Annotated in this window: 26 protein-coding genes; 15 read left to right on the top strand and 11 right to left on the bottom strand. The window is 38.7% G+C overall.

Features of this window, described 5'->3' with window-relative positions; genetic code table 11:
• Positions 1 to 123: 123 nt before the first annotated feature.
• The 5 genes from J3U68_RS04190 to J3U68_RS04170 all read right to left on the bottom strand — a co-directional run bounded on the left by J3U68_RS04190 (position 124) and on the right by J3U68_RS04170 (position 5,137).
• Positions 124 to 729, bottom strand: a complete 606-nt coding sequence (locus tag J3U68_RS04190; RefSeq protein ID WP_267374980.1) for a hypothetical protein — start codon at positions 727 to 729, stop codon at positions 124 to 126.
• 78 nt (positions 730 to 807) lie between these two features.
• A complete protein-coding gene (locus tag J3U68_RS04185; protein WP_267374978.1) occupies positions 808 to 1,002 on the bottom strand; it encodes a hypothetical protein in 195 nt (64 codons plus the stop codon).
• 122 nt (positions 1,003 to 1,124) lie between these two features.
• Positions 1,125 to 2,708 carry a SulP family inorganic anion transporter gene (locus J3U68_RS04180; RefSeq protein ID WP_267374976.1) on the bottom strand — a complete coding sequence of 528 codons (1,584 nt, stop codon included), beginning with the start codon at positions 2,706 to 2,708 and terminating at the stop codon, positions 1,125 to 1,127.
• 60 nt (positions 2,709 to 2,768) lie between these two features.
• A complete protein-coding gene (locus J3U68_RS04175) occupies positions 2,769 to 3,905 on the bottom strand; it encodes a 5-(carboxyamino)imidazole ribonucleotide synthase (RefSeq protein ID WP_267374974.1) in 1,137 nt (378 codons plus the stop codon).
• 284 nt (positions 3,906 to 4,189) lie between these two features.
• Entirely contained in the window at positions 4,190 to 5,137 is a 948-nt protein-coding gene (locus J3U68_RS04170; protein ID WP_267374972.1) for a class I SAM-dependent methyltransferase, read from the bottom strand.
• A gap of 397 nt (positions 5,138 to 5,534) precedes the next feature.
• Here J3U68_RS04170 and J3U68_RS04165 point away from each other — a divergent pair, with 397 nt between their 5' ends.
• The 5 genes from J3U68_RS04165 to J3U68_RS04145 all read left to right on the top strand — a co-directional run bounded on the left by J3U68_RS04165 (position 5,535) and on the right by J3U68_RS04145 (position 11,261).
• Positions 5,535 to 6,875, top strand: coding sequence for a DEAD/DEAH box helicase (locus J3U68_RS04165; protein ID WP_267374970.1), 1,341 nt, complete (start codon positions 5,535 to 5,537; stop codon positions 6,873 to 6,875).
• 295 nt (positions 6,876 to 7,170) lie between these two features.
• Positions 7,171 to 7,314, top strand: a complete 144-nt coding sequence (locus J3U68_RS04160) for a hypothetical protein (RefSeq protein WP_267374968.1) — start codon at positions 7,171 to 7,173, stop codon at positions 7,312 to 7,314.
• A 278-nt stretch (positions 7,315 to 7,592) separates the two neighbouring features.
• Positions 7,593 to 8,132, top strand: a complete 540-nt coding sequence (locus tag J3U68_RS04155) for an RNA pyrophosphohydrolase (RefSeq protein WP_267374966.1) — start codon at positions 7,593 to 7,595, stop codon at positions 8,130 to 8,132.
• A gap of 124 nt (positions 8,133 to 8,256) precedes the next feature.
• Positions 8,257 to 10,242 (top strand): DNA topoisomerase IV subunit B, encoded by a 1,986-nt coding sequence (gene parE, locus J3U68_RS04150; RefSeq protein WP_267374963.1) that lies wholly within the window; start codon positions 8,257 to 8,259, stop codon positions 10,240 to 10,242.
• 608 nt (positions 10,243 to 10,850) lie between these two features.
• Positions 10,851 to 11,261: a hypothetical protein gene (locus tag J3U68_RS04145; protein ID WP_267374960.1), complete on the top strand. Its 411-nt coding sequence runs from the start codon at positions 10,851 to 10,853 to the stop codon at positions 11,259 to 11,261.
• 90 nt (positions 11,262 to 11,351) lie between these two features.
• Here J3U68_RS04145 and J3U68_RS04140 read toward each other — a convergent pair whose 3' ends face one another.
• From J3U68_RS04140 to J3U68_RS04120, 5 genes are all read right to left on the bottom strand, one after another.
• The gene (locus J3U68_RS04140; RefSeq protein WP_267374957.1) at positions 11,352 to 12,398 is read right to left on the bottom strand and encodes a HEAT repeat domain-containing protein; all 1,047 of its coding nucleotides are present in this window, start codon (positions 12,396 to 12,398) and stop codon (positions 11,352 to 11,354) included.
• A complete protein-coding gene (locus tag J3U68_RS04135) occupies positions 12,395 to 12,946 on the bottom strand; it encodes a suppressor of fused domain protein (RefSeq protein WP_267374955.1) in 552 nt (183 codons plus the stop codon). Before J3U68_RS04135 ends, J3U68_RS04140 begins: the two co-directional genes overlap by 4 nt.
• A 307-nt stretch (positions 12,947 to 13,253) precedes the next feature.
• Positions 13,254 to 14,102: a hypothetical protein gene (locus J3U68_RS04130; protein ID WP_267374953.1), complete on the bottom strand. Its 849-nt coding sequence runs from the start codon at positions 14,100 to 14,102 to the stop codon at positions 13,254 to 13,256.
• 230 nt (positions 14,103 to 14,332) lie between these two features.
• Entirely contained in the window at positions 14,333 to 14,848 is a 516-nt protein-coding gene (locus tag J3U68_RS04125) for a hypothetical protein (protein WP_267374951.1), read from the bottom strand.
• Positions 14,838 to 15,209, bottom strand: a complete 372-nt coding sequence (locus J3U68_RS04120) for a DUF6334 family protein (RefSeq protein WP_267374949.1) — start codon at positions 15,207 to 15,209, stop codon at positions 14,838 to 14,840. The genes J3U68_RS04125 and J3U68_RS04120 overlap by 11 nt, the downstream gene beginning before the upstream one ends.
• Positions 15,210 to 15,490: 281 nt before the next feature.
• On the opposite strand from J3U68_RS04120, the gene J3U68_RS04115 reads away from it, so the two are divergent.
• The 3 genes from J3U68_RS04115 (at position 15,491) to J3U68_RS04105 (ending at position 18,686) form a co-directional block, all read left to right on the top strand.
• Positions 15,491 to 15,853 carry a roadblock/LC7 domain-containing protein gene (locus J3U68_RS04115; RefSeq protein ID WP_267374947.1) on the top strand — a complete coding sequence of 121 codons (363 nt, stop codon included), beginning with the start codon at positions 15,491 to 15,493 and terminating at the stop codon, positions 15,851 to 15,853.
• A gap of 619 nt (positions 15,854 to 16,472) precedes the next feature.
• The gene (locus J3U68_RS04110; RefSeq protein WP_267374945.1) at positions 16,473 to 16,964 is read left to right on the top strand and encodes an Imm26 family immunity protein; all 492 of its coding nucleotides are present in this window, start codon (positions 16,473 to 16,475) and stop codon (positions 16,962 to 16,964) included.
• Between the two features lie 312 nt (positions 16,965 to 17,276).
• Entirely contained in the window at positions 17,277 to 18,686 is a 1,410-nt protein-coding gene (locus J3U68_RS04105) for a DHA2 family efflux MFS transporter permease subunit (protein ID WP_267374944.1), read from the top strand.
• A gap of 379 nt (positions 18,687 to 19,065) precedes the next feature.
• Here J3U68_RS04105 and J3U68_RS04100 read toward each other — a convergent pair whose 3' ends face one another.
• Positions 19,066 to 20,460, bottom strand: a complete 1,395-nt coding sequence (locus J3U68_RS04100) for a nucleobase:cation symporter-2 family protein (RefSeq protein WP_267374941.1) — start codon at positions 20,458 to 20,460, stop codon at positions 19,066 to 19,068.
• Positions 20,461 to 20,683: 223 nt separating this feature from the next.
• Here J3U68_RS04100 and dapA point away from each other — a divergent pair, with 223 nt between their 5' ends.
• From dapA to J3U68_RS04065, 7 genes are all read left to right on the top strand, one after another.
• Positions 20,684 to 21,559 carry a 4-hydroxy-tetrahydrodipicolinate synthase gene (dapA, locus tag J3U68_RS04095; protein WP_267374939.1) on the top strand — a complete coding sequence of 292 codons (876 nt, stop codon included), beginning with the start codon at positions 20,684 to 20,686 and terminating at the stop codon, positions 21,557 to 21,559.
• Positions 21,560 to 21,606: 47 nt separating this feature from the next.
• Positions 21,607 to 22,755, top strand: coding sequence for an outer membrane protein assembly factor BamC (gene bamC, locus J3U68_RS04090; RefSeq protein WP_267374936.1), 1,149 nt, complete (start codon positions 21,607 to 21,609; stop codon positions 22,753 to 22,755).
• 282 nt (positions 22,756 to 23,037) lie between these two features.
• Positions 23,038 to 23,238: a hypothetical protein gene (locus J3U68_RS04085; protein WP_267374933.1), complete on the top strand. Its 201-nt coding sequence runs from the start codon at positions 23,038 to 23,040 to the stop codon at positions 23,236 to 23,238.
• A gap of 177 nt (positions 23,239 to 23,415) precedes the next feature.
• Entirely contained in the window at positions 23,416 to 23,745 is a 330-nt protein-coding gene (locus J3U68_RS04080) for an NGO_0222 family membrane protein (protein ID WP_267374930.1), read from the top strand.
• A 225-nt stretch (positions 23,746 to 23,970) separates the two neighbouring features.
• Positions 23,971 to 24,579: a non-canonical purine NTP pyrophosphatase gene (locus tag J3U68_RS04075; protein ID WP_267374927.1), complete on the top strand. Its 609-nt coding sequence runs from the start codon at positions 23,971 to 23,973 to the stop codon at positions 24,577 to 24,579.
• Positions 24,572 to 25,777 (top strand): radical SAM family heme chaperone HemW, encoded by a 1,206-nt coding sequence (hemW, locus tag J3U68_RS04070; protein WP_267374924.1) that lies wholly within the window; start codon positions 24,572 to 24,574, stop codon positions 25,775 to 25,777. The genes J3U68_RS04075 and hemW overlap by 8 nt, the downstream gene beginning before the upstream one ends.
• Positions 25,778 to 25,810: 33 nt before the next feature.
• Positions 25,811 to 26,200, top strand: a complete 390-nt coding sequence (locus J3U68_RS04065) for a RidA family protein (RefSeq protein WP_267374922.1) — start codon at positions 25,811 to 25,813, stop codon at positions 26,198 to 26,200.
• The last annotated feature ends 45 nt before the right edge of the window (positions 26,201 to 26,245 follow it).

Raw genomic sequence — 26,245 nt, 5'->3', positions numbered from 1 at the left:
CAGACTGATTGACTTAAAAGTTAACTTGCTTATTTTCTACTATTTTTTCTAAGGATACATTTTTTGCTAAATTTTTGATGATTTATCCAAGGATTCTGTAGTGACTAAATCTTTTATATCAATTTATTGAAAATCTTTATTGTTTGATGCATATCGTTTTAAAATAAATCCCGGTTCTTCCATTTTAAGCGAAGTATAGATAAATTGGTCATCTACTGCATCATTGGCTTTTAACTTTAACAAGATAGTAGTATAGCTTAGTCGCGTGTAGTTGCTTGAGGTTGAGCTGAAATTATCTAGTTGAAAAAGTAAATAAGCTGTACCTTTACTCTTAATATAGCTTAATCGTCGAGGTATAAAGGTTGTATAGTCTAAATTCTCTTTTATTGGCACATATATTCCATTAACAAAGATAAATAAGGCTGGTTTATCAGAGGATGAAATTTTTTTTTGATATAAGGGAAAATGCACCGGTTTTTTGGTGCAATTATCAGGATTAAATGTTTCATCGAATAAATTTGTGCTGTATGCATCAAAACGAATATGATTGATCGTATCTTCTACAAAAGATAGGGTATAGGGTCTATCTTCTTTTTCATATTCTCTAAATTGGAAATTGCAGAAAGATAAGTCATGCTTGATCGTTGTTATCTTTTGTACACTTTGGCATAGCACGATTGACGAACAAAAATAAAATAAGGCTGGAAATAATAACAATATTTTTCTCATAAGTTTCCTGTAATGGATTTTATCTATCAGCATATGCAGTAGGATTGCATAATCCAGTTGTTCCCAATGAGCCTTTGTCTACTCTACTCTTTTAAAAGAAGGCATTTGTTCAGAAGTGATTACAAATTTTCTTATACTTGGGTCGATTTTCTTTGGATATCCCTTCCCTTTTTCAAATAAGTTTTCTCCGGTTAATGTTCTGACAAAATAAGCTTCTTTAAAAAACAGACAAACATACCATCTATTTTTTTTACTACTTTTATAATTTGCCATTTCATTGACTCTGTAACAGCTATTCTTTTTTATTTCTGTGGTTATTGAAATTTATACATCCGCTTTTCTTAATCCTCTTTTTTAAGTGGACTTTAACTATAGCATCAGAAATCAATGTGTTTTCAGGTGTTTTTCCATATACCCATAACTTCTTCAACACTATACCGAGTAACATGGTCACAAAATAAATCTGTCTGCAATAAATCAACAGCTTTATTCTGGCTCAGTTGCTGCTTGGGCAAATAATTCAGCTGTTTTAATGCGAGTTTATCGAGATTTTGCTGGTTCAAACCACACAAAATTATGATCTTGCCCTGACAAGCCATTTTATGCGCAAATATTTGCAAATAAATCATCACGGTAACGCCTATACGACAACCATTACTGACATCCATATAAACGTGCTGAAAAGGTAGATCTTTAACTTTATTATTCACGTCGTCCAGTAGATATCGGGCATTTGCAAACAATAAAACTTGTGGCAATGTGATTAGAATGACATCATTTACTATCTGTATTTCAGTCGGCATTGATGGCCAAGCATGTTCTCTCACCACTCGCCACCACATGTAAATGAGACTTAAACTGACCACCAACCATAAGCCAGACAAAATGCCCAAAAATAAAATTATAAAGGCAGCAGCAAAAAGCAGGAATAAATCACCCCATTGATGCTTATATAAAGTTAATTCACTCCATTTAAACTGACAATACATCATATACAGCACGATCACCGCCAGAACCGGTAAAGGGACTTGTGCAGACCACCATAAATAAAAAGTACAACACACCAAACATAGCGTGATAATTAAAGATCGACGCTCAATCTTATAGACACGACCGGAAAAACGGCACAGACCTACCACCATTCCGCCAGATATAGCTGAAATGATATTACTTACACTCGCCATCACAAAATTGTGTTGCATTTTAAAAGCCAGATGTTGACAAACTTCCACGTAGATGAATAAAGCAACCGAGGCACTCATAAAAATTATAGATAGCCAGTCTGGTTGGGTCACTTGTTGCAAAGACCAAAACTGCCATGGTTGTTGCATAGGTGTGGCAACGCCCAGCAGCTCAAATGGCCATATAAGATCAATAATCCACATCAAAAGGATCAACCACAACGCTTTTGGTTGATAATCTGTACGCCATAATAGGAAAAGAAAAACTGATAAGATGGCAAGCACCAAGCTTGGCCAATTCCAGTTGTGCCAATTCAATATGGTCGTAAAAAAAGAATGCCAAGAACTGCCATCAGGCGTTACCCCCAGTATCACCGGCACTACTTGTAAAACTAATGTTCCAATAATACCCAGACAAATGCCATGCCAAACTGGTCTGGCTATCCATGTCATCCGTTTGGACGGAAAAACCACGGTGAGAAATAACAGCCACATACCAGTAAATAAGGTCAGCAAACTGACCACAGCTGATTGTTCAGCCAAGATGCCTTGATAAAATGTCATGGCTGTTGAAAGTATCAAAGTTGAATAAGGCGTTACCACCATTAACGCTTCAGTTCGCTCACCAAAAATGAGACAGCAGAGCAATGCGGCCACTACACTGACTATACCCATTATGATTGGTAATCCAGCTAAACCAGCACAGGCAAGAGCCATAGGCAAAATATAGCCGATAATCATCCAGCTATGTGGCAGGCTCGCCTTATCAAATACGCATTTTCCCGTGACAGATTGCAATCACATCCTCCTGTTGTTTTAATTAGTTACTTATTATTATTAAATCGGTTAAGGGGTTTATTAATTTAACTGACCACCTATCTCGTGTGCGGTACTGAATGCTTGATCCACATCATCAGCCAACACCGTAAAATGTCCCATTTTGCGCCCTTTTCTGACCTTTTTTTTGCCATATAAGTGTAATTTACACGCTTTGTGGGCGAGAATGAGCGACCAATCGGGCTCACCCTCTTTCGGCCAAATATCTCCCAAAATATTCACCATACAACATGGCTTAAGTAAATCTGGCTTTGCAGGTGGCAATCCACACAGGATGCGCACCTGCTGTTCAAATTGATCAGAAAGACAAGCATCTAAAGTGTAATGACCAGAATTGTGCGGTCTGGGCGCAATTTCATTAATTGCAAGCCGCATTTCTGAACCCACTACAAAAAATTCGACTGCCATCACCCCAATATAGTCCATCGCCTCAGCCAATTGTTTTGCCATAAGTTGCGCTTGCAGCAAAAGGTCTGCCGGCAATCTGGCTGGCACGAGCGAATAAGCAAGAATACCGTTTTGATGCACATTTTCAGCCACCGGAAAACTCACCAATTGATTGGTCTGCAAACGGGCAACGACTACCGATATTTCCGAATGCAAATCGACCTTTTTTTCTAAAATACATCGTACTTGTTGCAACTGATTAAAAGCAGCAATTAACTCATCCTGATTATGAACGGTGATTTGCCCTTTGCCGTCATAACCCAAAGTTGCGGTTTTTAAAATTCCGGGTAACATGTGACTATAATCAGCCTGTAAATCCGCTGCAGAATAAATCATCGCATACGGCACCGTAGCCAATCCGGCCTTATGAATCCATGCTTTTTCTTTTTCCCGATCCTGAGCAATGGCTACACAGTCACCGGATGGTGAGACGTGCGTGTACTGAGCCAACCATGTCATCGATGCAGCACTGACATTTTCAAATTCTGTGGTTACCGCGGCACATTGTGCCAGCGTTTGCAACGCATCATGATCTGTATAATTGGCACATAGATGTACATCCGCAAGCTTTCCTGCCGGGGCATCCGCATCTGGATCCACCACCGTTACACCATAGCCCATTTTTTTAGCCGCGAGCGTAAACATGGCAGCCAGTTGTCCGCCGCCTAAAATCCCCAGCATCGCCGGAGGCAAAATATAATCAGAAGACATCATCAACCCATTATCCGACAATCAAATTTAACCATAACACAAATTATCACTACACAAAATTACACAACCAACTTAAACACCCTTTAAAGATCAATATTTGTCTATTTCAGACATTTTTGCTGGTTATAAGAAACAAAATCAATATTCCAAGTGTCCAAGTTTAGAGATTAACAATGGAAGAGCCCCAGCTAAAAGAATGCAAAAGTTGATTGAAGAGTGAGCCTTAGAGCTTAGATAAAAAAACGACCAACCCTTTTATACATTCATAGCTGTTGTAACACTGCTCATTTAGGGCGTATTTCCCAGCATTGATGGATTTTAGCGTTACGAAAATCTTCTGGTATCGACTGCTTAGTGATATTGCGCACTTGATAATGTTGTTCTATCAAATGGTCTAATTCAAAACTACGCAAATTGTTGGAAAAAAATAAAATACCCTCTCGGTCAAGTAAGCGCATGGCAGCATCAATCAACCGAACGTGATCGCGTTGAATATCCAAGATATCCAACATCTTCTTGCTATTAGAAAAACTGGGGGGATCCATAACGATCAAATCAAAGCATTTTTGCTCAGCCTCAGCCACTTGTAGATATTGGAAAACATCAGCTCTGACAATGTGATGCTTAGACATATCCAACTGATTTAGCGCAAAATTCCGCTTAGCCCAGTCTAAATAAGTATTAGACAGATCTACCGTCTCGCTATATACCGCCCCAGCACTAGCCGCATAAACGGAAAAACTACCTGTATAGGCAAACAAATTTAAAAATCGCTTACCTGAAGCAATTTGACCGACTTTCTGCCGAGTTGGTCTGTGATCCAGAAATAAGCCAGTATCCAGATATTTGTCCAGATTTACCCAAAAAGCGCGCCCGTGTTCATAAACCACGAAATCTTCACCCTCTTTTCCCGTTTTATCATATTGTTCCTTACCCTTCTGACGGGTGCGACGCTTGACGTGAATATTTTCCTCAGGCAAACCAGTGACAAACACAACCGCTTCAATCACTTCTGCCAACCATGCCTCATAATCCCGCGGGTGCATCAACCAGCCAGTGTCATATTCCTGTAAATGAATATGTTCACCATAAATATCTACCGCAAAGGGATATTGCGGTACATCACGGTCATACATGCGCCAGGCATCTAGACCTTGACGCTTCGCCCATTTGCGTAGATGTTGAATATTTTTGCCCAAACGATTGGCAAACGCACTAATATCATAATCCATAAAACTTTACACATTACCCGATAAGCCTAAGCATACATTGTAACGGAAATACCCGTCTTTTGTGCCTTTTATAGCCACTTCAACATCTTAGGCATATTTGCTTTTCAGTGGAAAATAATTTATAATTTAATCCGATAAATTGAAATCATCGCATACAACCTAATTTACGGATCAATTAAATTAACCATCATTTAATCATATCCCGTCTTTTGATCTGCGCTCAATGCGCGAGTTGCTGGTTGTCGTCGATGTAGAACATTTAAACACACGCAAACGACAACCAATTGCTATCTTTGCTTTTTCATTTTTCTTAGTTAGCATCAGTTTTCAATAGCTTAGCGTATTGAAATACCTTGAGATTATATCGTTTGGTTGCCCGTTTAACCAAAGGAAAAACATGCCATTGTCTTTCTCAGACTTACATTTACAAAAACCTCTTTTAACTGCTTTGACTGCAGCCGGTTATGAAAAGCCGACTCCGGTACAATTGGAATCTATTCCTGCCGCTCTGGACAATCATGATCTTATGGTTTCAGCTCAGACCGGATCCGGTAAAACTGCAGCGTTTTTATTACCCACTCTGCAAAAACTGATTAAGCGCAGTGAAAAACCTGGTAAAGGTCCACGTGCATTGGTTTTAACCCCGACACGCGAGCTGGCGCAGCAAGTTGAAAAAAATGCGCAGATATATGGTAAAAATATGCCATGGTTGCGCAGCGTTACCCTAGTGGGTGGTACTTCATTTGGACAACAAATTAGAGCTTTATCTCGTCCAATAGATTTGATTGTGGCTACACCAGGTCGACTAATGGATCACATGCGTCAGGGACGTATTGATTTCAGCCGGCTAGAAGTGCTGATTTTGGACGAAGCCGACCGCATGCTGGATATGGGTTTTATCGATGATATTGAAACCATTGTTGCTGCGACTCCGGCTGAGCGTCAGACCCTGCTTTTCTCGGCTACCTGGGATGGCATGGTAGGTAAATTGGCACAAAAACTCACCAATCAACCTCAAAAAATCGATATTGCCCGCGAAGAAGAACAAGGCAAAATTGATGAGCAATTGCTTTATTGTGATGATATCCGCCATAAAAACCGCTTGCTTGACTACTTATTGCGTGATACCAGCATTGATCAGGCAGTGATATTTACTGCGACCAAAGCCATGTCCGAACAGTTGGCAGACAGACTGTATGAAAACGGTTTTTCCGCTAATTGTTTACATGGCGATATGCCTCAAGGCTGGCGTAATCGTACCTTGATGGACCTACGTAAGGGTCGCATCAAAATTTTAGTGGCCACCGATGTGGCTGCGCGCGGTATTGATGTTCCATCTATTACCCATGTCATCAATTATGATTTACCTAAGCAGGCGGAAGACTACGTTCATCGGATCGGACGGACTGGACGTGCAGGGCGGACTGGTTTAGCCATTACCTTTGCTGAAGTCAATGAATATGTCAAAGTGCATAAAATTGAACGTTATTTGAATCGAAAATTAAGCGAACAAACCATTGAAGGGATGGAACCAACGCGTAAACGCGCTGCCAAACCTGCTGGTAAAAGCCGTCGCTCCTTCAGCAATAATGGGCAAAACCACAGCAGAAATGGCAATTGGAATAATGGTCAGCGTCGTAGCAATGGCAACCATGGACAAAAACGTTCCAACCCACATTCTCAATCTAACCATAGTCGTAGAAATACTGCCCGTTCAGCGAGCAGCCCGTCCAAATAAGTCATCCTAGACGTCTATTACCCTAGTCAGGCAGCCATCACTGCTGTCTGACTATTTAAACTAAGTACCACTTCATATGGCTTGCCTTTTGCTGTGTTCGGATTAATCTGAATAAGCAGCTTGCCAATATTCAATTGATTCAGTATATTAACTGATACATCTTAAAAACATGTCAACAAACTGACATCCTGACAGCCCTATTTTTACATGCTGTCTTCATCGTTCATCTATATAAAAAAATATATTAATGACAACAGTTGGTGACCAACACCGACAAGCGAGAAAGGAAAAAACTATGCAACATCGTCGTCGATTACAAATATTTCAGGCTGCCAAGCGTGCTGCCTTTACCCAGCAGCATCAACCGGAAATGATCAAATCTAAATACAGTTTGCATAATGATAAAAACATTCATGTCAATCATGCAGCTACCGTTTAACATTTAATAATCCTAACCTTTAAGCTGTATTCCCTTAATAAGCGGATACAGCTTAATTTTTATATAAAATATCAGTTAAGCGCAATCCCTACTCTATATTTCTTCCGCCAACAAAACTAAACCACATGACAAAAAATGCTGGTAAAACATTGATCAACGCAGTTGATTTTAGGCTGTAAATCCTTCCATAGCCTACTTCGCATCCAGACAGTCCAATCCTCGCTAGTAACCTAACTCTATTTGTGAGAAAATCAGATTTATTTACTGGGCGAATTACCATGTTAGATAGAGAAGGTTATCGCCCCAATGTCGGGATTATCATCACCAACGATCGCAACGAAGTATTTTGGGGCAAACGTGTACACGAACATTCATGGCAATTTCCTCAAGGTGGAATTAAACCGGGAGAAAGTCCTGAGGCAGCTATGTATCGTGAACTGATGGAGGAAGTTGGTCTGCTACCCCATCATGTTAAAATTATAGGTAGAACACGAGATTGGTTACGCTACGATGTACCCACTCACTGGATAAAACGCGAATGGAGAGGCTCATATAAAGGGCAAAAACAAATTTGGTATTTATTGCGCCTGATAGGTCGAGAAAGTGATGTCCATTTGCGCGCCACCCATCATCCTGAATTCGATGCTTGGCGATGGCATCAATACTGGGCACCCATTGATGAAGTGATCGAATTTAAGCGTAATGTTTATCTGGAAGCCTTACATGAATTATCACGATTTCTGCATCAATTACCCAGCTGGAGTGATTATAACCAAACGCAGCAACACAATCCGAACACTTCGACACCCGCAGATTGAATTATCTAACTGCAATCGTCTTCACTGTTCACTATAATTTATACTGCTAGAAATTACCGGAAAATTAATATTTTTACGGTAATTTATTTTATATTGATTTGACTGATACTTACACAATACAATCATGAGTAAATCCAACAAATATGATGAATCCAGCGTTACCGTCCTAAAAGGATTGGCTCCGGTTAAAGAACGGCCGGGAATGTATACCCGTACCGACAGTCCCACTCATATCATTCAGGAAGTGATCGATAATGCCGCGGATGAGGCATTAGGTGGATATGCTCAGAACATCGACATCACTTTAAATCAAGACGGCTCAGTCACCGTCAGCGATAATGGCAGAGGCATTCCCACCGGTCTACATCCCAGCGAACACGTGCCGGTAGTTGAACTGGTGTTTACCCAATTGCATGCGGGGGGTAAATTTAATAAAAAAAGTGGCAATGGTGCTTATGCCTTTTCCGGCGGACTACATGGTGTTGGTGTTTCAGTCACCAATGCCCTCTCTAAACGCTTGGAAGTGACTGTCAAACGAGAAGGTCAAATTCATCACATCGCCTTTGCCGGTGGAGAGGTTATTCAGCCTCTTAGCGTCATTGGCAAATGCGCCGTTAAAGACAGCGGAACCGAAATCCGCGTTTGGCCAGATGAACATTATTTTGACAGCCCCAACTACAATCTAACCGAACTTGAACGTGTGCTGCGCGCCAAAGCCGTATTATTACCAGGCGTGAGCGTAACACTCAATAAATACCAAGCTGCCGATGGTCAGTTGCAAAGTCAAAAATGGTACTATCCTAACGGATTAAAGAGTTATCTACTCGATTTACTCAATGACGCCAACACCGCTACCCCCATTTTCGCCAGTGAAAATTACCTGACTGAACAAAACGACAGTGATTTTAATGTCGGTGAAGGAGCTGCTTTTGCTTTAACCTGGCTGGAAGAAGGTCATGTGCCAAGCGAAAGTTACGTCAACCTCATCCCTACACCCTTGGGTGGTACCCATGAAGCAGGACTAAAACAAGCCGTATTTCAGGCAGTGAGCAACTTCATCAATCATCACAACCTGTTACCTCGTGGCGTAAAACTGCAATCTGATGACGTTTTTTCCCGTATTGCCTTCGTATTATCAGCGCGTCTACTGGATCCCCAATTTCAGGGACAGACTAAAGACAAATTGACCAACCGTGATGCCCTTAAGCTTGTCGCCGGTATGTCTATAGACCCGCTGGAATTATGGTTGAACCAGAATATAGATATTGGCAAAAAAATTGCCGAACTGGCCATTCGTCAAGCTCAGATTCGCATGCGTTCAACCAAAAAAATCGAAAAGAAAAAAGGTTCTGGCGTTGCCGTTTTACCTGGAAAATTAACCGATTGCGAAAGTGAAGACATTCGTGAAAACGAATTGTTCTTGGTCGAAGGCGATTCTGCTGGCGGATCTGCCAAACTTGCACGCGATAAAAACACCCAAGCCATCTTACCTTTACGTGGTAAAGTCTTAAACAGCTTCGAAGTTCATCGCGACCAACTATTTGGCAATGCAGAAATTCACGATATTTCCGTAGCAATCGGTGTAGACCCGCATGAAAAAACCGACAATCCGGATCTGTCTGGCTTACGTTATGGCAAAATTGCTATTTTGTCAGATGCCGATGTTGACGGCGCGCATATTCAGGTTTTACTGCTTACCCTATTTTATAAGCATTTCCCCAAACTGATCGAAACCGGACATATTTACGTTGCGCAGCCTCCTTTATATCGAGTAGATGTTAATGCCCAGGGTAAAAGCAAGCCTGCACGCAAATTTTATGCTCAGGACGATCAGGAACTGGAGAACATATTACAGCGTCTTAATCTGGAAAAAGTGAAAGAAAGTGCTTATTCCATCAGCCGCTTTAAGGGTCTGGGAGAAATGAACCCTGATCAACTTAAAGACACCACCATGAGCCCCGATACCCGTCGCCTGCTTCAGGTACAAATACCGGATAACGACAGTGATGAAACCAAAAATATTTTCATTAAACTGATGGGCAAAGGTGAGGCCGCCTCGCGCCGAGCATGGATGGAAGAAGAAGGTGATAAAGTTGAAGCCGATATTTAAACCTTAAATGTCCCTTTTCAAAACCAAACCAGGCCACATTCGCTAGCCTGGTTTGGTTTTAAATCCTTATCCAGTAACATGCTAATCACGTTTACATGGATGCGCTGTCAGCAATAATTTGCTCAATCTACAACATCATAAATGATATTTGATAAGCAAAAATCTGATCAGTGTAAAATTCCACAAACAATAAATGCATAATCAATCATAACCAACCTTCATCCGGTGTTTTCGCCCCCCTCCTCCTCGTTTTATCATACATCCCTTGGTTTGAAATATGATTTCAGGGCTAATGCATACTGAAGCAGCAACAATTTTCGGCGTCAATTGTACGCTCTTAATGGATGTTTTTTCATTCCCAAACACTCAACTATTTCTTTTAATTCATATACTTCTTTTATCTTAGAGTGAGTCGGCATTAGATTTATAGTGACAAAGCAAGCGGATCAGATTAAAGGAATGGACAGTGATGGATCAATGTTGCAATAGGTTGGTTTTATTTTTGGTTTATCTTCTTGATAACATTTTAAATGTAAAGAATTCTTTTATTTTAGCAATTAAAGAGTATGATAAGTTATTCTCATCAATCAAGCTCGATCAGCTAAACAATGCAAAGACTACTACTTATTATTCTTTTTTTTATGTTTGTGGTACATGCAAAGCCTAATTTGGATCATGAAAATTATGGCAAGTGGGTGATGTTGACCGAGTTAAATAATAAATATGTAATTTATGAGCCTTGTGAATCCGGTAATAGATTCATCAATTATCAAAAAGGAAAACTGGATGATTTTGCCGGGCAAGAAATGATATCTTGTCAGATCAAATCGAGTTACTTTAAAGACGGCAAATATTTTATCAATTTAAAGCCAAGATGTAGCTATTCTGATAGCATAAGTTACGAAGTTAAGGATGAAAATACTTTAATTTGGCATTTATACAATTCACTTTCTTTTGTAACGACTAATCAGCCCGATAAGTTTGACAAGATCTATGAATTATGTGAGGAAAAACAGTAAAGTATTTACATTTACCTCTATTAAGACAAAAGTTTTGAACATGATTTCAGAACTAATACATACTGAAGCCCCCCAATTTTCTGCGTCATTTTACGCGCTTAATGTGTGTTTTTTCAGAGCCGCAAATTCGACTATTTTGTTTAATTCATATACTTTTTTTATCATAGCGACACATTCATCATAATCTGCATATTTTTGTAGGGTATAATTTTCAGTAACTCGCGGAATGTCTACCAACCATTTATTGTCGGAAACAAATAGAAACTGAATACATCTATCTTCATCATCTATAATTCCTAAAAAAGAGTCTTCCTCTTCCGACAGGTAATAAAATTCCTCTAATGCTTCATCTAATGTATATTCTTCGGGTTCTCTTTCTTCGTCTGTTTCAATGTCATATAAAAATAATTTCATTTTTAAAATTAATATTTTATCTAACTCTTTAATACATTTTTCTTTTGCTTTGGTAACATCTCCCGATAGATCGCCATAATGACCTTCTTTAATTCCTAATTTCTTTCTATATAAATCTTGAATCGTGATAATCATGCCGGTTAAAGCATCGGGATTTGTTTCATTTCTTATCGCACTATTGATATATTGGGTTATTTTTAATTTCGTTGATTTATGACGAAACCAAATTTGCCTCATCGCAGCAGCGCCACACTGACGTAATGTTCCTTCCGGATCATTTAACATACGTTCATTCAAATACCCTAAGTCTTTTGCAGTGCCAACCCAGCCCAATACAATGATACTGGCAAAGCGTATTGCATATTCAGGAGATTTTATTTCTTGGATGGCGAGTTTTTTCACTTTAGAATATCTTAGATATCCTAAAATTTTAATCAATTCTGCTTGCTTTTGGGGTGTTTTTTCTTGTTCAAATTTTTTTAATAGAAACTCCCCGACTTTAGTTTTATCTCTTTCATTAACCACTTCTGAGTAAAAGAAAGATTTTATTAAGTCTCTTTCACCACTATCCAAATTCTTATTGTTCATTAATAGATAATGATACTCTAAAAAATCATTGGAATCTGACGATAACAAATCTTTTTTTAATGCAAAAACATGATCCATAAACTCATCTGTTCCAATATATTTTTCATACTTTGCTTTTAATTCTTCTATATTCATATCACTGATGTCCTAAAAGGATTGAGATAGTTAAAATTTTCATTATCAAAATACTTTTCTAATTTTTCAATACCATATTTGCATCTATAGTCTCTTTCTTGTTTAGTGATTGGGATGAGCCAATAAAATGAAATTACTGTATTATGAACCCGAAATTTTTCTAATTCAGGTCCATCCAAATATGGGAGAGAAATTAAGCCATACTCGCACTTAGAATTAGGAAACCATGGTCTGCCAAAATTTACAGTGCCATTTAATTCAACGCTATTTCCGGTTAATTTGTAATAGGCGATAGCGGTTAAAATTTCTACTAAATCATCATTTTCGTTTTCTGAAAAAAGATGAATTTCAATCGGTTGTGACACAGTATTTGACATTCCGATAGTGGCATAAGTCCACATCGCCCTTTTATCATTTGGGGGAATAACTAAAACGGTGAAATCAGGATTCAATGATTTCATTGGACCTTTTTCTAATGTGATAAAGGAATAATCACCTAAAAGCCAATTTTTTTTATAATGTTCAAATAATTCTTTGGGTAAATTCATATTTTTTTAATTCAATAAAAGCCTGTCTAATTGATTAACCGAAATCTTTTTCCTTGAGTATTTTGACATCTCACTTCCTTGTTTATTTGATTCGATCCGAGGATGTTTTGGCATTCTCGAACAATCATTAGCATTGGCGTTACGCTCATTAGGTATCATTTAGTAACCTAATTTTTCACCTATTTTAGCATCTCCATCGTCATATGGTTTTAGCAATGGGGGATTATGGTCAATCACTTCGTCTTTCTTTGCTCCAAAAAACTCTCAACCGGACTTTTTAATTAAATCTATGCAGCATTTTTTTCTTTTATTGTTGCATGGGATAAAAATTTAAACCTTTAATATGGTTAATTTTTAATATGTGATAAAGTTTTTTTGAAATTATTGTATTTCTTTCAGTTAATCCTCCTGTACCGAAATACTCATGCGTATAAAAAAAATCAAATTCACCGGGTGAAGAATCAAAAGATGGATAATAAGAATCACCGCTTAAAACATATTTATCAATCTCCCAATTTACAATATGTGTTTTTTCTTTGATTTGAGTTTGATTAATCATTAAGTGAGATTGACTAATCCCTTGTTGAACTATTTGTACAACATTTTCTAATTTTGTTTGCGTTTTATAATTGATCACTGGCAAAGATTTAATATTTAAAGGTCTAAATATTTTTTCAAAAATTTCCGGTTTTACAAAAAAAGCATCTTCAATGTTATTTGCCGATGCAATTTCATTTCCTCTCCAATTAGGTTCATCTTCTAAAGAATAATAGCCGATTTGATTTCCTCTTAATATTCCAAATTGTTTGTCAGTATTAATTATTTCAAAGACACCTTTGTAATAAGGGTATAGATCAAATGGATATTCGTATTCATCTACAATAGATTCGTCATCTGGTTTTGCATATCCCAACATTTTATTTGCATATATATTTAAATACGGGGCTAATGATCTATCTTTTTCTGAACAATAAGCTTTCTTTTGAGCAACATTATCCCAATCCTGATGCAACATATTTTTTATTGGTTCAAAATTTTGATTATTTTCCTCGATTTCAAATGAATCCCACCCTTCTGCTACATTTATTCCTAATCTAGCTAAACTAGCTTGTTCCAGTTTATTAAAATATTTAACAACTCTAAATCTTATTCTCATCATTTTCTACTTTAAAAATTTGCATAATCTTTAAATTCTTTTTGCTCTTCGTTCATCATTGCTTGAGTAGGTTGAGTTTCGTATGGTAAAGCGTATCCCCATGCATCAAGGAAAATAAGATGTGTTTCTTTTGTTAATATTATAGATAGCATCACTCTTATTTATACCTACTATATGAGTAAAGCTTTTTTCAATAAAATGATAAATTTCAAGCCCTTTTACTTTTACTATTAAATATTATACTGTTTCTTTATCTCTTCTATATATTCTATATCCTCATAAATAAAATCCTGTTTATCGGGAAATATTTTTAGTAAAGCATGATGAAATTCTAGTGCAGCGTCTATAGAGGTCCTGATAAATTCATAAAATTTAAAATTTGTCTTATCATTATTGCTGATTATTGAAAGACGATGATCTTTCTTCTCCAAAATGACTTTGGTTGGCTGATCGGGAAAATAAAATTCAGTGTTAGTATGATTGATCAGTTCTTTCATTGCTGTCATTAAAGAAAACCATAGTTGATCTATAAGATCCCAATATTTAAATCCAAATATGATTTTATCTCGATGTTGTATGCTTAAAGCTCCTTCAAGGTATTCAAAATCTAAATTATGACGTCTTAAATCTTGATGTTTTTTTATATTTATGAATTTTGTTTGGTCTATCTTATTTAAATCTTTTACTCTATATTCCGGTAAAAGAATAAATGTTTCTATTTTTAATCTTTGCTGGTTATTTTCCATAATTGACTAATCCGACTTTTATTTCAGAAGCTAATGCAGACAAAACGATACTGGGGATCACTTCATCAATACCCAGACAAATCATGTCAGAATATCCCTTTTCATTTTCAATATCCCAACATTGCATAAGGGGTTTACTGATGAAGTTATTTGCCCAATCTGGGATAAAATATGAGTTGGTTTCTAATTGGGAAAGAAGAATTTGAACAATAAGTTCATCGGTATCATCATTCACAGTTATGTGTAAATAATATTCAGATAGTTTGATGACTATTTCGATGAAACCAGTCGTATTGCCGTCAAATTTTTTACCATAAATCTGCGTTATCGTTAATCCGATTAAATTTTCAAGTTTTATCATCACGATTTTCTTTATTTTAAATATTTCTGTGCTTTTTTAGATGACTGTTTAATTCATTTTATGATTGGATATTTTTAACAACAAAAATGAATATTAAATAATAAAATCAATGAATAATGATTATATCGCCGGCTACATTTTTGACAGACCAATCAGATTATCTTATCAAACTCCTTTGAATAATAAAAAAACAATAACATTTTTTTGCAATAATGATTTACATTCTCTATAATTATTCTTATGTAAAAGTTTTAGCAACGGCTTATAGCAGAGGATATTTCATGAATTACGATTTTATTAACAATGTATTACGAGCATTAAATAAAGTCCCAGATGTCACTTCTTCAGCTGTTATTTCTACAGATGGTTTACCGATAGCTTCAGTTTTACAAAATGGCATGGATGAAGACAGAATTGGGGCAATGGCGGCAGCTTTACTTTCATTAGGTAACCGGGCTTCAAAAGAAATATTAAAAGGCTCATTGGATCACACCATTGTTCATACCGATAAAGGTTATATGCTTTTATTTCAAGCCTCTGAAGCGATTCTGTTAACCATTACTACCACTCATGATGCTAAATTGGGTTTAATTTTATTTGAAGCAAAACGAGCGTTGAAACAATTAGCCCAACATTTTGAATAAATGACATCCTAAAATTAGAATATTCAATAGTATTTAAAATACTGTGATTAAAAGCAGTATTTTAAATATCCCCGTCGTTTCTATTGATTAAATATTAAATAATTCTAATCACTTTTTTCTATTTGTCATCAAAATTGCTTTTACAGCCAATCTATTTTCCGTTATTTCAACACGAATCAGATTCAACAGTTTCACTGTGCAGATAGGATTATCCATTATCGGTTATGAATTTAATGGGTTTTTTCTATTTCTTATAATGATTTATGTCCCAGTCAATATTTGTCTGGTTACGTATGCCATAAATCTTATTGGGTGACGAGTTTTTCGCGCTGAACGGATGCTGAAATCTACATCATAAAATGATGAAAAGTTTAAAATAGCTGTTTATACTCAACCAAGTTGGAAAAATACGTAACACAACAATTTTGCTCTGTATGCCAGGTAACCAATTTATTGGCAGAGATTGAATCTTTAAATAATGCCGAGCTAAGTGTATAAATGCTGAATTTGAGATGGCAAATAAAATTTATTTGAAATAACGGATCAGAATTATTTAATATTTGTTATTATTAATTTATTTGATTTTTTTAAATACGCAAAAGCTTATTAAATTAGAGTTATGAAAAAAATTTTGCTTAATTCAGGGGAAATATTTTGTATTCCTTTGTTTATGCCCAAAGATGATTGGAAATTAAAAATCAAGTTGTCTAATGAAGATTTAGATAAAGATTTTGCATTTGGCAGGGTTATAGAAACAAGTTCTTCGGTTTTAGTAGAGATATTCAAAAAAATAGGCTCCGCTAAGACCGATATAAACGAAATTATAAATTCGGGAATTATGTTTTCTCCCATTCAAATATTTTGGGATGGTATTGTTAAACAAAGATGGAGAATAATTGCCAAAACAGAAAATTACGATAAGTCAAAAGATTCAAACTATAATAATCTTAAAATGGTGTTTGGCATTGGAGAAGATTTTAGATTAAGAGATTTTAGTACAAAAAAAGAAACCCCAATTTCAAGAGAAGAATTTAATCTTAAAGGGTATGAATTTTCTACTGTTTGGTTTCCCATTGATTTAGAAAATAGAATATTAAATAACATCAAGTAGATAAAATCCGCTTCCCTTGATGCTTGTTTTATTGCGTTCAGCAAAACAATAAAGAATAAAACGGGCAAAAAAAAGGGTGGCAAAGGCATGCATTTAATATTACACACTGTGTCTTTTTTCTTTTATGTGACCACAAAAAAAATATTTTGTCCTTCGATGAAAACAACTTCAATATTTAGAATCCTAGACCATTAGGCTAAACCAGCTTAAGCTATGATCCTTTAACCCTTTTATCAAAATCAATTTTGCTAAATCTGCTTATTGTTGCTTCTGATATAATCAACTTGACTATCATTGATGTGCAAACCGATTATGGCAGCTGACAATAAAATTCAACCTTCCCCTTTTCTGCCAATCTTGCTGGCTATAGCGATTTTTATGCAACAGCTAGATGCCACTATTTTAAACACTGCCTTGCCAGCGATGGCGTCAGATCTTGGTCAATCGCCGTTGAACATGCAGTCTGCCATTATTGCTTATGCCATCACGCTGGCGATTATGATGCCTTTATCCGGGTTTCTGGCTGATAAATTAGGATCACGGAAACTGTTTATGGGATCAATGGTGGTTTTTATTATTGGCTCAGTGCTGTGTGCGGCCAGTACGAATCTTGGGCTATTAGTGATTGCTCGGGTAATACAAGGATTGGGTGGGGCAATGCTCACTCCCGTTGCCCGTCTAACCATGATGCAGGCTTATGACCGTTCCAAGTTGGTTACGGTAATGAATTACGCATTGATGCCAGCGCTTATCGGCCCTGTTCTTGGACCCATTATCGGTGGCTACTTAATTGTCTATACCAGTTGGCACTGGATATTTTTGCTCAATGTTCCAATAGGTTTAATTGGATTGGTGACCACCTGGCGAATTATGCCGGATTTCAGTCACCCGACTGATCATTTTGACGGTGTGGGTTTCTTTTTGTTTGCCGCCTCGGCGTTTTGCATGACGTTAACTTTTGAAACCATTTCTCAATTTAATAATATTTTATTTGGTGTGATGATCGCTGCTACTGGTATCGGTGCTCTAATAGCCTATTTATTGCATGCGCGTCAAAATCCACAAGCTTTATATCCACCCCATTTAATTTTAGTGCGCACATTTCGCGTTGGTTTAGCTGGAAATATGGTGAGCCGTTTAGGCATGAGTTCTCTGCCTTTATTGCTACCGTTATTATTTCAGGTCGCATTTCATTACGACGCGGTGACTTCTGGCTGGTTACTGATGCCTTTGGCTTTGGCTTCCATCGCAGCAAAACCGTTTACTAAACCGCTGATGAACCGCTTTGGCTATCGCAATTTATTAACCTTTAACACTCGCCTGATCGGTGTATTGATCATGTCTTTAGCTTTATTCAATGCACAATCGCCACTATGGCTGATTGTGGTCTTTCTGACTATTCTGGGTGGATGTAATTCGTTGCAGTTCACCAGTATGAATACCATTACTATGGCTGACTTGCGTGCAAATCAGATGAGTAGTGGCAATAGTTTAATTGCGGTTAATCAACAATTGGCACTTAGTTTTGGTATTGCCATCGGTGCCTTATTGGTTCAGATATTTAGTCGCATGAACTATTTTGCGCATAATATCACTACCTCTTTCCGCCTGACCTTTGTGATCTTAGGATTATTTACTTTTTTTTCGAGTTGGATTTTTGCGCGTTTGCATCCTACTGACGGGAATAATTTGCTGAGCCGAAGCAAATACAGCGATAAGTGATCACAACTTTTGCAAAATGCCTTTTTATGTCTCGGATTAGCCGAGTATCGTGCCACACAATTGTTGTACTGTAGCATTATCAACTGCCAATTTTTGGGGCATTGTCAGCTTTCCGTCGTTAGTGTCGCCTATAAACATGATTTGTCACCATTAAGCTATTTAAATACAGCCGCTAAATTGGTTGTGCAATAGCTGGTTTGTTTATTTATGTCCGAAATGGCATCAAGATGATTAATTAAGTTGATATGTACTGATTAACTTAGTGCGCTTGAAATGTACAAAAAAATTGGCTGTTGTCTTGATGCAGCAGCATAAAATGAATATATAAAGACCACAGCCTGTCAGAAAAAGACAGGCTGTGGTTTATTCACGGCGCAACTTAATGCGGCAATTTGTCGCTTAAATAGACTGCCGGTTCTGTATGATCATAGGGTAAAACCAGATTTAACACCACTGCAACGATACCACCCATGCAGATTGGATTTTGAAACAGGATAGGTAATTGCGAAAATACTTCTGGCTCAAAAGCAACACCCAAGCCAAGACCAAGTGACGTGGCACAAATGATGGCTTCTCGTCGCCGGATGCCGGCAGTAATGATAATACGGATGCCGGCTGTGACGATTAAACCAAACATCACGACCATCGCACCGCCTAAAACTGGACTGGGAATAGTGGTAAATATTCCGCCAACCCACGGGAAAAGACCGAGTAAAATTAGGATCACCGCTATGTATTTACCTACATGGCGAGAAGCGACGCCGGTCATTTGAATCACGCCATTATTTTGCGCAAAAGTGGTCAAGGGTAAAGATCCCAGTACAGTGGCAATCACTGACACCAGCCCATCAGCCATCACCCCACCCCGCAGCCGGCGGGTATATTCAGGTCCGTCAACTGGCTGATTGGATATCATGGCCGTGGCGGTTAAATCACCGACAGCTTCAAATACACTGAGTAAATAGATGGTTCCGGCTACCATAAAAGCATGCCAATCAAAAGAAAAACCATATTTGAACGGGATTGGGATGGTAATTAAAGGCAGATTGTGCAGATTGGAAAAATCCACCAACCCCATCAACAGGGCAATAATATAACCGGTAGTCAGCCCAACAGCGATACCAGCCATACGCCACCACGGATTTTTGAAACAATTGAACAACAAAACAATGAATAAAACCAGTGTAGAGAGCCCTAAATTAGACCAGGAACCGAAGGTATGATTGGCTTTGGCTGCTAAACCACCGCCATAATCAGTTATGCCAACGTGGATCAAGCTCAATCCGATCATTAACACCACCACACCGCTTACCGTTGGGGTAATGACCTTACGCAGAAAAGGAAGTAGCCATGATGCGCCAACTACTAAAAAGGCGCCTACAAACGAGACGCCTAATAAAGTAGAGATCATGGTATTTTCGCTCATACCGCCCTGTTTCATTTCCAAACCGAGCGCAATCATGACGGTAACAAAAGAAAAATTAACAGATTGAATGGACAGTAAGCCAGAACCGATCACGCCAAATCTGTGCACTTGAATATAGGTGCCGACTCCAGAAGCCACCATAGACATGGACACCAGATAAGCGGTCATTTCCGCATTCAGCCCCAATGCACCGCCCACAACAAGTGCAGGTGCCACCATGGGTACAAATAAAGCAAGCAGATGTGTCAGTGCGCTTAATAAGCTATTAAAAAAAGGAGGTTTGTCCTCCAGAGCATAGACTAGATCGGAGCGATCAGCATCACAGTGATCAGCGGAATTATTAGTCATATTATTTTCCTTCTTTGCTTTATATAGGTGATGAATGAATATAAAGCGGCTCATTTTAAAGCAAAAATAGGTATTTTTACCAGCACTTACTTCTTGTAAATCAAATTTTTAAATTTGACCAACTTTTCTTAGCGAATGATTTCTTTAAGCTGACAATTTTTCCATTTAAGGAAAAAATAAGCTACAATTGTGACATTTTCATCTTCCTTGAAAAGAGAGAATTATGTTAACAGGTAGCCTGGTTGCCATCGTAACGCCAATGCATCCTGATGGCAGTATTGATTACGAACAGTACAAAAAATTGATTGATTGGCAAATTGAATCCGGTACTGATGCCATCGTCGCAGTAGGTACAACTGGCGAATCAGCAACACTGAGTGTTGATGAACACCTGAAAGTAGTTCAGACTGCTGTTGAACACGTTGCAAAACGGGTTAAAGTTATTGCTGGTACGGGTGCCAATAATACCCGTGAAGCGATCCATTTGTCGCAGGAAGCCAAAGATGCTGGCGCCGACATGACTTTATCAGTGGTGCCCTACTATAATAAACCTAATCAGGAAGGCATTTACCGCCACTTTAAGGCCATTGCCGAAGCCGCGGATATTCCCATGATTTTATATAATGTGCCGGGTCGTACTGTGGCTGATATGCAACCGGATACGGCTTTGCGTCTGGCACAAATAGACAATATTGTCGGCATTAAAGAAGCCACTGGCAATATTGCCCGAGCCTGTTATCTTTTCAAACACGCTCCAGCCGATTTTGCTGTTTATTCCGGTGACGATCCTACTGCGCTAGCTTTCTTGTTATGTGGTGGTCATGGTGTGATCAGTGTAACGGCGAATGTGGCTCCTAAGCTATTTGCTGATATGTGTCATGCAGCCTTAAAAGGTGATATTGCTACTGCCCGTGCTTTAAATGACAAGATGCAAAGTTTGCATACTGATTTGTTCTGTGCACCCAATCCAGTGCCAGCTAAATTTGCGGTATCTAAATTAGGCAGAATGCAACCCTATTGTCGCTTGCCTTTAACAGAAATCACCCCAGCAGGAGAAGCTACGGTTGTGGCTGCTATGCAAGAAGCCGGTCTGATTTAATAAAATCTCAGCCAACTTCGCCGTTGTATCAACACAGGAAATGGTCAATGAATTTAAGTAAGACTTTCGTTTTAACTATGCTGGCTGCCAGTCTAGCTGCGTGCGCCAGTAAAAAAGATAATCTGCCTCAACTGGATTATCAGTCGGAAAATAAAAAAATTGTTCAACTCGATGTTCCACCTGATCTGACCGATCCGAACCAAGGCAATCGTTACAATGTACCAGGTGGTTCAATGATTTCCGGCACTGTTCGTGCCAGTGAGATAAATAACTCTACTCGCCATCAAGCACAAAATGCCAATAACCAAGTGCTCGCTCCGGTATCAAACATTCATTTGCACCGTGATGGCAACATCCGCTGGTTAACTGTCGATAATAAACAGGCGGCAGAACTGTGGCCCTTATTGAAAGCTTTCTGGCAAGAACAAGGCTTTAACATCGAACGCGAAGAACCTTCAATTGGTCTTATGCAAACCAGTTGGGCGGAAAACCGTGCCAAACTTCCTGCTGACTTCATCCGCGGTTTGTTTGAAAAAGTAGGCATAGGTGGCGTGTATTCCAGTGGCGAGCGTGATATGTTCACCATTCGTTTGGAACGAAATGCTAAAGGTGGCACCGACGTCTTTTTCAGTCAGAAAGGGATGAAAGAGGTCTATACCAATAGAGCTGCTGACACAACTGCATGGCAACCTCGTCCTAATGAACCAGAATTAGAAGCGGCTTTTCTGGCTCGTTTCATGCAATATTTAGGTGCTGATGCCCAACAGGTACAGCAACAAGTTGCCGCTCAGTTACAAAATTCGGATCAAAATGCTCTGGCTAAAATAGACGGAAATAGCATTATTTTGGTCGGCACTCACGATCGTAACTGGCGCCGAGTGGGACTGGCATTGGATCGCGTGGGTCTGAATGTGATCGGTGAAAATCCAACGGCTAATCTGTATCAAGTTGAAGTTGCAGCAGCCGAAGCTTCTTCTGTTAGCAACCAGAAACCGGGTATGTTTAGTCGCCTGTTTGGTCGCAGCAAGAAGAAAGAACAAGCTGTAACTGTAACTGAACAACCTCGCCTGATTGTACAAGTACTCCCCTTACAAGGCGGAGGCTCTCGTGTAAGCCTATTTAACGAAAATGGCTCACCCTATCAAGGTAAGGATGCCAAACATTGGCTCAAACTACTCACTCAGCAATTACGCTGATGTTGTGATCAGGCCTGCAACGAATGCAGGCCTTTTTTATACCTTGATTTTTTACTCGCCTATTCTCGCCTGTTGATTTCAGGTGAACATCACTTTAAATCTTCAACTTTCGCGCTCCAAAATCTATGCATTCAAAGCACAACACGTAGTGCACAACCATGATCAGATATTCAAAGTATGATTTAGTCAGATGTGTCTACAGATCGTGAATTGAAAAATTAAAATTCAGTTGCTGATCACTTCCCAAAATGGATTAATAAAATCTAAAACATTGGTAGAAGCATGCAAGAAATCAGATACCTGATAAAAACCGCAGGATTAACCTATGAAAGTTTTAATGTAAAACAAAATATTAATCATGTATTTTATGAAGAAGCAAGGTTACCTAGTACCCCAAAAGTGGTAAGTGATGCACTTATTGATAAGATGAGAGAAGATTCTTCTAAAATACCTAATCCTGCTAATGTTTCAGATATAAAATAAAAAATTATGAAAGAGCCTTTTTTATATTATAAAATTATTTATGATGGTAAGGTATTCCTTTTAAAAACCCCTAATAATAGATTAATGTTTAACAAAAATATAAATAGTATATTATTTTTTGACAACGGAAGTTGAATTAAAGATGATAGGAAAAATAGAGTTTTAATGGATAAGTATATGACCGGATGGATTGACGAAGATGATTATTTATCCTCGGAAGAAGTAAAAAATCTAATTGAGGAAAATCAGTTTAGCCATGAAATAACCATTGCGATGCGACGAACAAAACTTTTTCTGCTTATTCTTGCCTCTTGTACTGTTTTATTTGTAGCTTTGTTGATATTAGGTTGTTTGTATTGGCTGGAAGAGAAATCGATCATAGCCACTATTTGTTTTATCTTGGCATTTTTCAGTGTATTGGGACAAATCACTGCGCTAGCATTAACATTACGCGAACGTCAACGTCAGCATAGAACGGCAATCAAGTCTAAGCGCATGAAATCCTAAGTACATCTCGTGCATTACCTCTGTTTTACAAAAAATAGATTGATCATTTTAGTTATTCAGGCAAAATAAAGTCTATTTTCTATTAATGCTTCTTCGTTTGTTTATGGTGTCTATAGCGCGGTGTATCCGCTGTTTCTGTGCAACTGACAGACTGTAATATAATTAAATTTGTTATTTTTTGATGGAAGTGGTTATCTCCAAGAGCTTCCTAGTGATGGTTTTTTTATGAATAAAATTGTGCTTGCCAGCAATAATCAAGGCAAACTAACGGAATTTCAGCGTCTTTTTTCCACGTTGAATATCGATATCATCCCTCAGTCTGAATTTAGTGTGCCAGAATGCCCTGAACCGTATGTGACTTTCGTGGAAAATGCTTTGACCAAAGCGCGTCATGCTAGCCAACACAGTGGATTACCTGCTTTAGCCGATGATTCTGGTATCTGTGCAGTTGCCTTACAGGGAGCACCTGGCGTGCTGTCTGCCCGCTATGCTGGTGTCAGTCCGAAATCCGATGCAGCCAATAATGCCAAGCTTGATCACGAATTAAGCCTGCAGGCAGATAAACGTGTTTTTTATGTTTGTGTGTTGGTGCTCGTTCGTCATGCTCATGATCCACAACCTATCATCGCCGAAGCCAATTGGTACGGTCAGTGGCAAAGCGATGCCGCAGGCCATAATGGTTTCGGTTATGACCCTCATTTTTATCTGCCCGAACAGCAAATGACTGCAGCACAAATGAGTCAGGAAGAAAAAAACCGCTATAGCCATCGTGCACAGGCTTTAAGTATTCTGTTAAATAAACTGCGGTCTACCCACAATCTCACGCATGTCTGATTTTTCTATACCATTTACCATCCAGCCAGAAAAGCATAAGGCACCAGTTCCACACGCTTTGCCTCCTTTGTCTTTATATGTACATTTTCCATGGTGTTTGCGTAAATGCCCCTATTGCGATTTCAATTCACATCAGCTTAAGCAGGAGCTGGATGAACAGACTTATGTATCGGCTTTACTGACTGATTTAGAAAAGGAACTGCCCTACATTTGGGGAAGATCTGTGCACACTGTCTTTATTGGGGGTGGCACACCCAGTCTACTCAGCCCTGCTGCCCTGGAACAATTACTCAGTGGTATTCGTGCTCGAGTTAAATTGCAAGCAAATGCCGAAATAACTTTGGAGGCCAATCCAGGAACCTTTGAACAAAATCGTTTTCGCGCTTATGCCTCGGCAGGCATTAACCGAGTTTCAATCGGTGTACAAAGTTTTGTAGACGAGCAGCTTGTGGCATTAGGACGAATTCATAACCGTGCTGAAGCGCTGAGCGCGATAGAAGCAGCAATGGGTTTATTTACTAAGGTCAATGTCGATCTGATGTATGCTTTGCCCGGTCAAACGCTGCAATCTGCGCAGCAAGACATCACTACGGCCATTGACACTGGCGTTCATCACATTAGTGCTTATCAGTTGACCATGGAACCGAATACCCCTTTCGGGCACACGCCTCCTGAACATTTACCAGGAGATGAACTCAGTGATGAAATTGAAATGACCGTGCATTCTGCTTTACAGCAAGCTGGGTTTGAACAATATGAAACTTCAGCATTTGCTCATCATCAGCATCAGTGCGCCCACAATATTAATTATTGGCAATTTGGCGACTATATCGGCATTGGTGCTGGCGCCCATGGTAAGATATCCAGTGCAAGCGGAATTGAACGCACCGTTCGTAGCCGTCATCCAAAAGATTATATGCAGGCGATGCAGCACTTGCCTGATCATGCCATTAAACGCCAAATGGTTGCCTCTGAAGATCTACCGTTTGAGTTTATGATGAATGCATTGAGGCTAACCCATGGTGTACCCACTATATGGTTTAGTCAACGAACGGGGCTTCCTATCAATACAATTAAACCTATAATCACCCAAGCCGTTAAGCAAGGTCTGTTGGATACAGACCCGCAGTATTTGCGCCCAACACCCCTTGGGAGACGCTTTCTCAATGACTTATTAGCTCTATTTCTGAGTGACTAAGCAAAACCATTAATGTTTAAAGGAGTAATCATGATGAGTAAAAAAATAATCCACACAGATCAAGCTCCAGCAGCCATCGGTTGTTATTCACAGGCGGTACAGATTGACCATACTGTATATTTATCTGGTCAGATACCATTGGTTCCGCAAACGATGCAGCTGGTTTCCGATAATTTTACCGAACAGGCTCATCAAGTATTTAAAAATTTGCGTGCTGTAGCTGAGGCTGCCGGCGGCAATTTGAATAATTTGGTTAAATTAAATGCTTATCTAACAGATTTGCAGAATTTTGCTGCTTTTAATGAGGTGATGGCAGAATATTTTACCGCTCCCTATCCTGCGCGCGCAGCGGTAGAAGTTTCGGCGCTGCCTAAAGGTGCCATGGTTGAAGCAGAAGGTATTTTGATTCTGGATCAATCATGATTAATCTTTGAACGGCACCACTTGTCCAATTCTCATTGATAACTA

This window comes from Snodgrassella sp. B3882, from assembly GCF_026535915.1.
GTDB lineage: Bacteria > Pseudomonadota > Gammaproteobacteria > Burkholderiales > Neisseriaceae > Snodgrassella.
The sequence above is the reverse complement of the archived record's forward strand: the minus strand, read 5'-3'. Positions and strand labels throughout refer to the sequence as shown.

Excerpts from the sequence above, each read along its gene's own strand:
- J3U68_RS04165 (WP_267374970.1), top strand. The coding sequence starts at position 5,535 with ATGCCATTGTCTTTCTCAGACTTACATTTACAAAAACCTCTTTTAACT.
- J3U68_RS04175 (WP_267374974.1), bottom strand. The coding sequence starts at position 3,905 with ATGTCTTCTGATTATATTTTGCCTCCGGCGATGCTGGGGATTTTAGGC.
- J3U68_RS04120 (WP_267374949.1), bottom strand. The coding sequence starts at position 15,209 with ATGATAAAACTTGAAAATTTAATCGGATTAACGATAACGCAGATTTAT.
- J3U68_RS04140 (WP_267374957.1), bottom strand. The coding sequence starts at position 12,398 with ATGAATATAGAAGAATTAAAAGCAAAGTATGAAAAATATATTGGAACA.
- parE (WP_267374963.1), top strand. The coding sequence starts at position 8,257 with ATGAGTAAATCCAACAAATATGATGAATCCAGCGTTACCGTCCTAAAA.
- J3U68_RS04100 (WP_267374941.1), bottom strand. The coding sequence starts at position 20,460 with ATGACTAATAATTCCGCTGATCACTGTGATGCTGATCGCTCCGATCTA.
- J3U68_RS04085 (WP_267374933.1), top strand. The coding sequence starts at position 23,038 with ATGCAAGAAATCAGATACCTGATAAAAACCGCAGGATTAACCTATGAA.
- J3U68_RS04110 (WP_267374945.1), top strand. The coding sequence starts at position 16,473 with ATGAAAAAAATTTTGCTTAATTCAGGGGAAATATTTTGTATTCCTTTG.
- J3U68_RS04160 (WP_267374968.1), top strand. The coding sequence starts at position 7,171 with ATGCAACATCGTCGTCGATTACAAATATTTCAGGCTGCCAAGCGTGCT.
- J3U68_RS04115 (WP_267374947.1), top strand. The coding sequence starts at position 15,491 with ATGAATTACGATTTTATTAACAATGTATTACGAGCATTAAATAAAGTC.
- J3U68_RS04185 (WP_267374978.1), bottom strand. The coding sequence starts at position 1,002 with ATGGCAAATTATAAAAGTAGTAAAAAAAATAGATGGTATGTTTGTCTG.
- J3U68_RS04065 (WP_267374922.1), top strand. The coding sequence starts at position 25,811 with ATGAGTAAAAAAATAATCCACACAGATCAAGCTCCAGCAGCCATCGGT.
- J3U68_RS04075 (WP_267374927.1), top strand. The coding sequence starts at position 23,971 with ATGAATAAAATTGTGCTTGCCAGCAATAATCAAGGCAAACTAACGGAA.
- J3U68_RS04135 (WP_267374955.1), bottom strand. The coding sequence starts at position 12,946 with ATGAATTTACCCAAAGAATTATTTGAACATTATAAAAAAAATTGGCTT.
- J3U68_RS04105 (WP_267374944.1), top strand. The coding sequence starts at position 17,277 with ATGGCAGCTGACAATAAAATTCAACCTTCCCCTTTTCTGCCAATCTTG.
- hemW (WP_267374924.1), top strand. The coding sequence starts at position 24,572 with ATGTCTGATTTTTCTATACCATTTACCATCCAGCCAGAAAAGCATAAG.
- J3U68_RS04080 (WP_267374930.1), top strand. The coding sequence starts at position 23,416 with ATGACCGGATGGATTGACGAAGATGATTATTTATCCTCGGAAGAAGTA.
- bamC (WP_267374936.1), top strand. The coding sequence starts at position 21,607 with ATGAATTTAAGTAAGACTTTCGTTTTAACTATGCTGGCTGCCAGTCTA.
- J3U68_RS04130 (WP_267374953.1), bottom strand. The coding sequence starts at position 14,102 with ATGAGAATAAGATTTAGAGTTGTTAAATATTTTAATAAACTGGAACAA.
- J3U68_RS04125 (WP_267374951.1), bottom strand. The coding sequence starts at position 14,848 with ATGGAAAATAACCAGCAAAGATTAAAAATAGAAACATTTATTCTTTTA.
- J3U68_RS04190 (WP_267374980.1), bottom strand. The coding sequence starts at position 729 with ATGAGAAAAATATTGTTATTATTTCCAGCCTTATTTTATTTTTGTTCG.
- J3U68_RS04170 (WP_267374972.1), bottom strand. The coding sequence starts at position 5,137 with ATGGATTATGATATTAGTGCGTTTGCCAATCGTTTGGGCAAAAATATT.
- dapA (WP_267374939.1), top strand. The coding sequence starts at position 20,684 with ATGTTAACAGGTAGCCTGGTTGCCATCGTAACGCCAATGCATCCTGAT.
- J3U68_RS04145 (WP_267374960.1), top strand. The coding sequence starts at position 10,851 with ATGCAAAGACTACTACTTATTATTCTTTTTTTTATGTTTGTGGTACAT.
- J3U68_RS04155 (WP_267374966.1), top strand. The coding sequence starts at position 7,593 with ATGTTAGATAGAGAAGGTTATCGCCCCAATGTCGGGATTATCATCACC.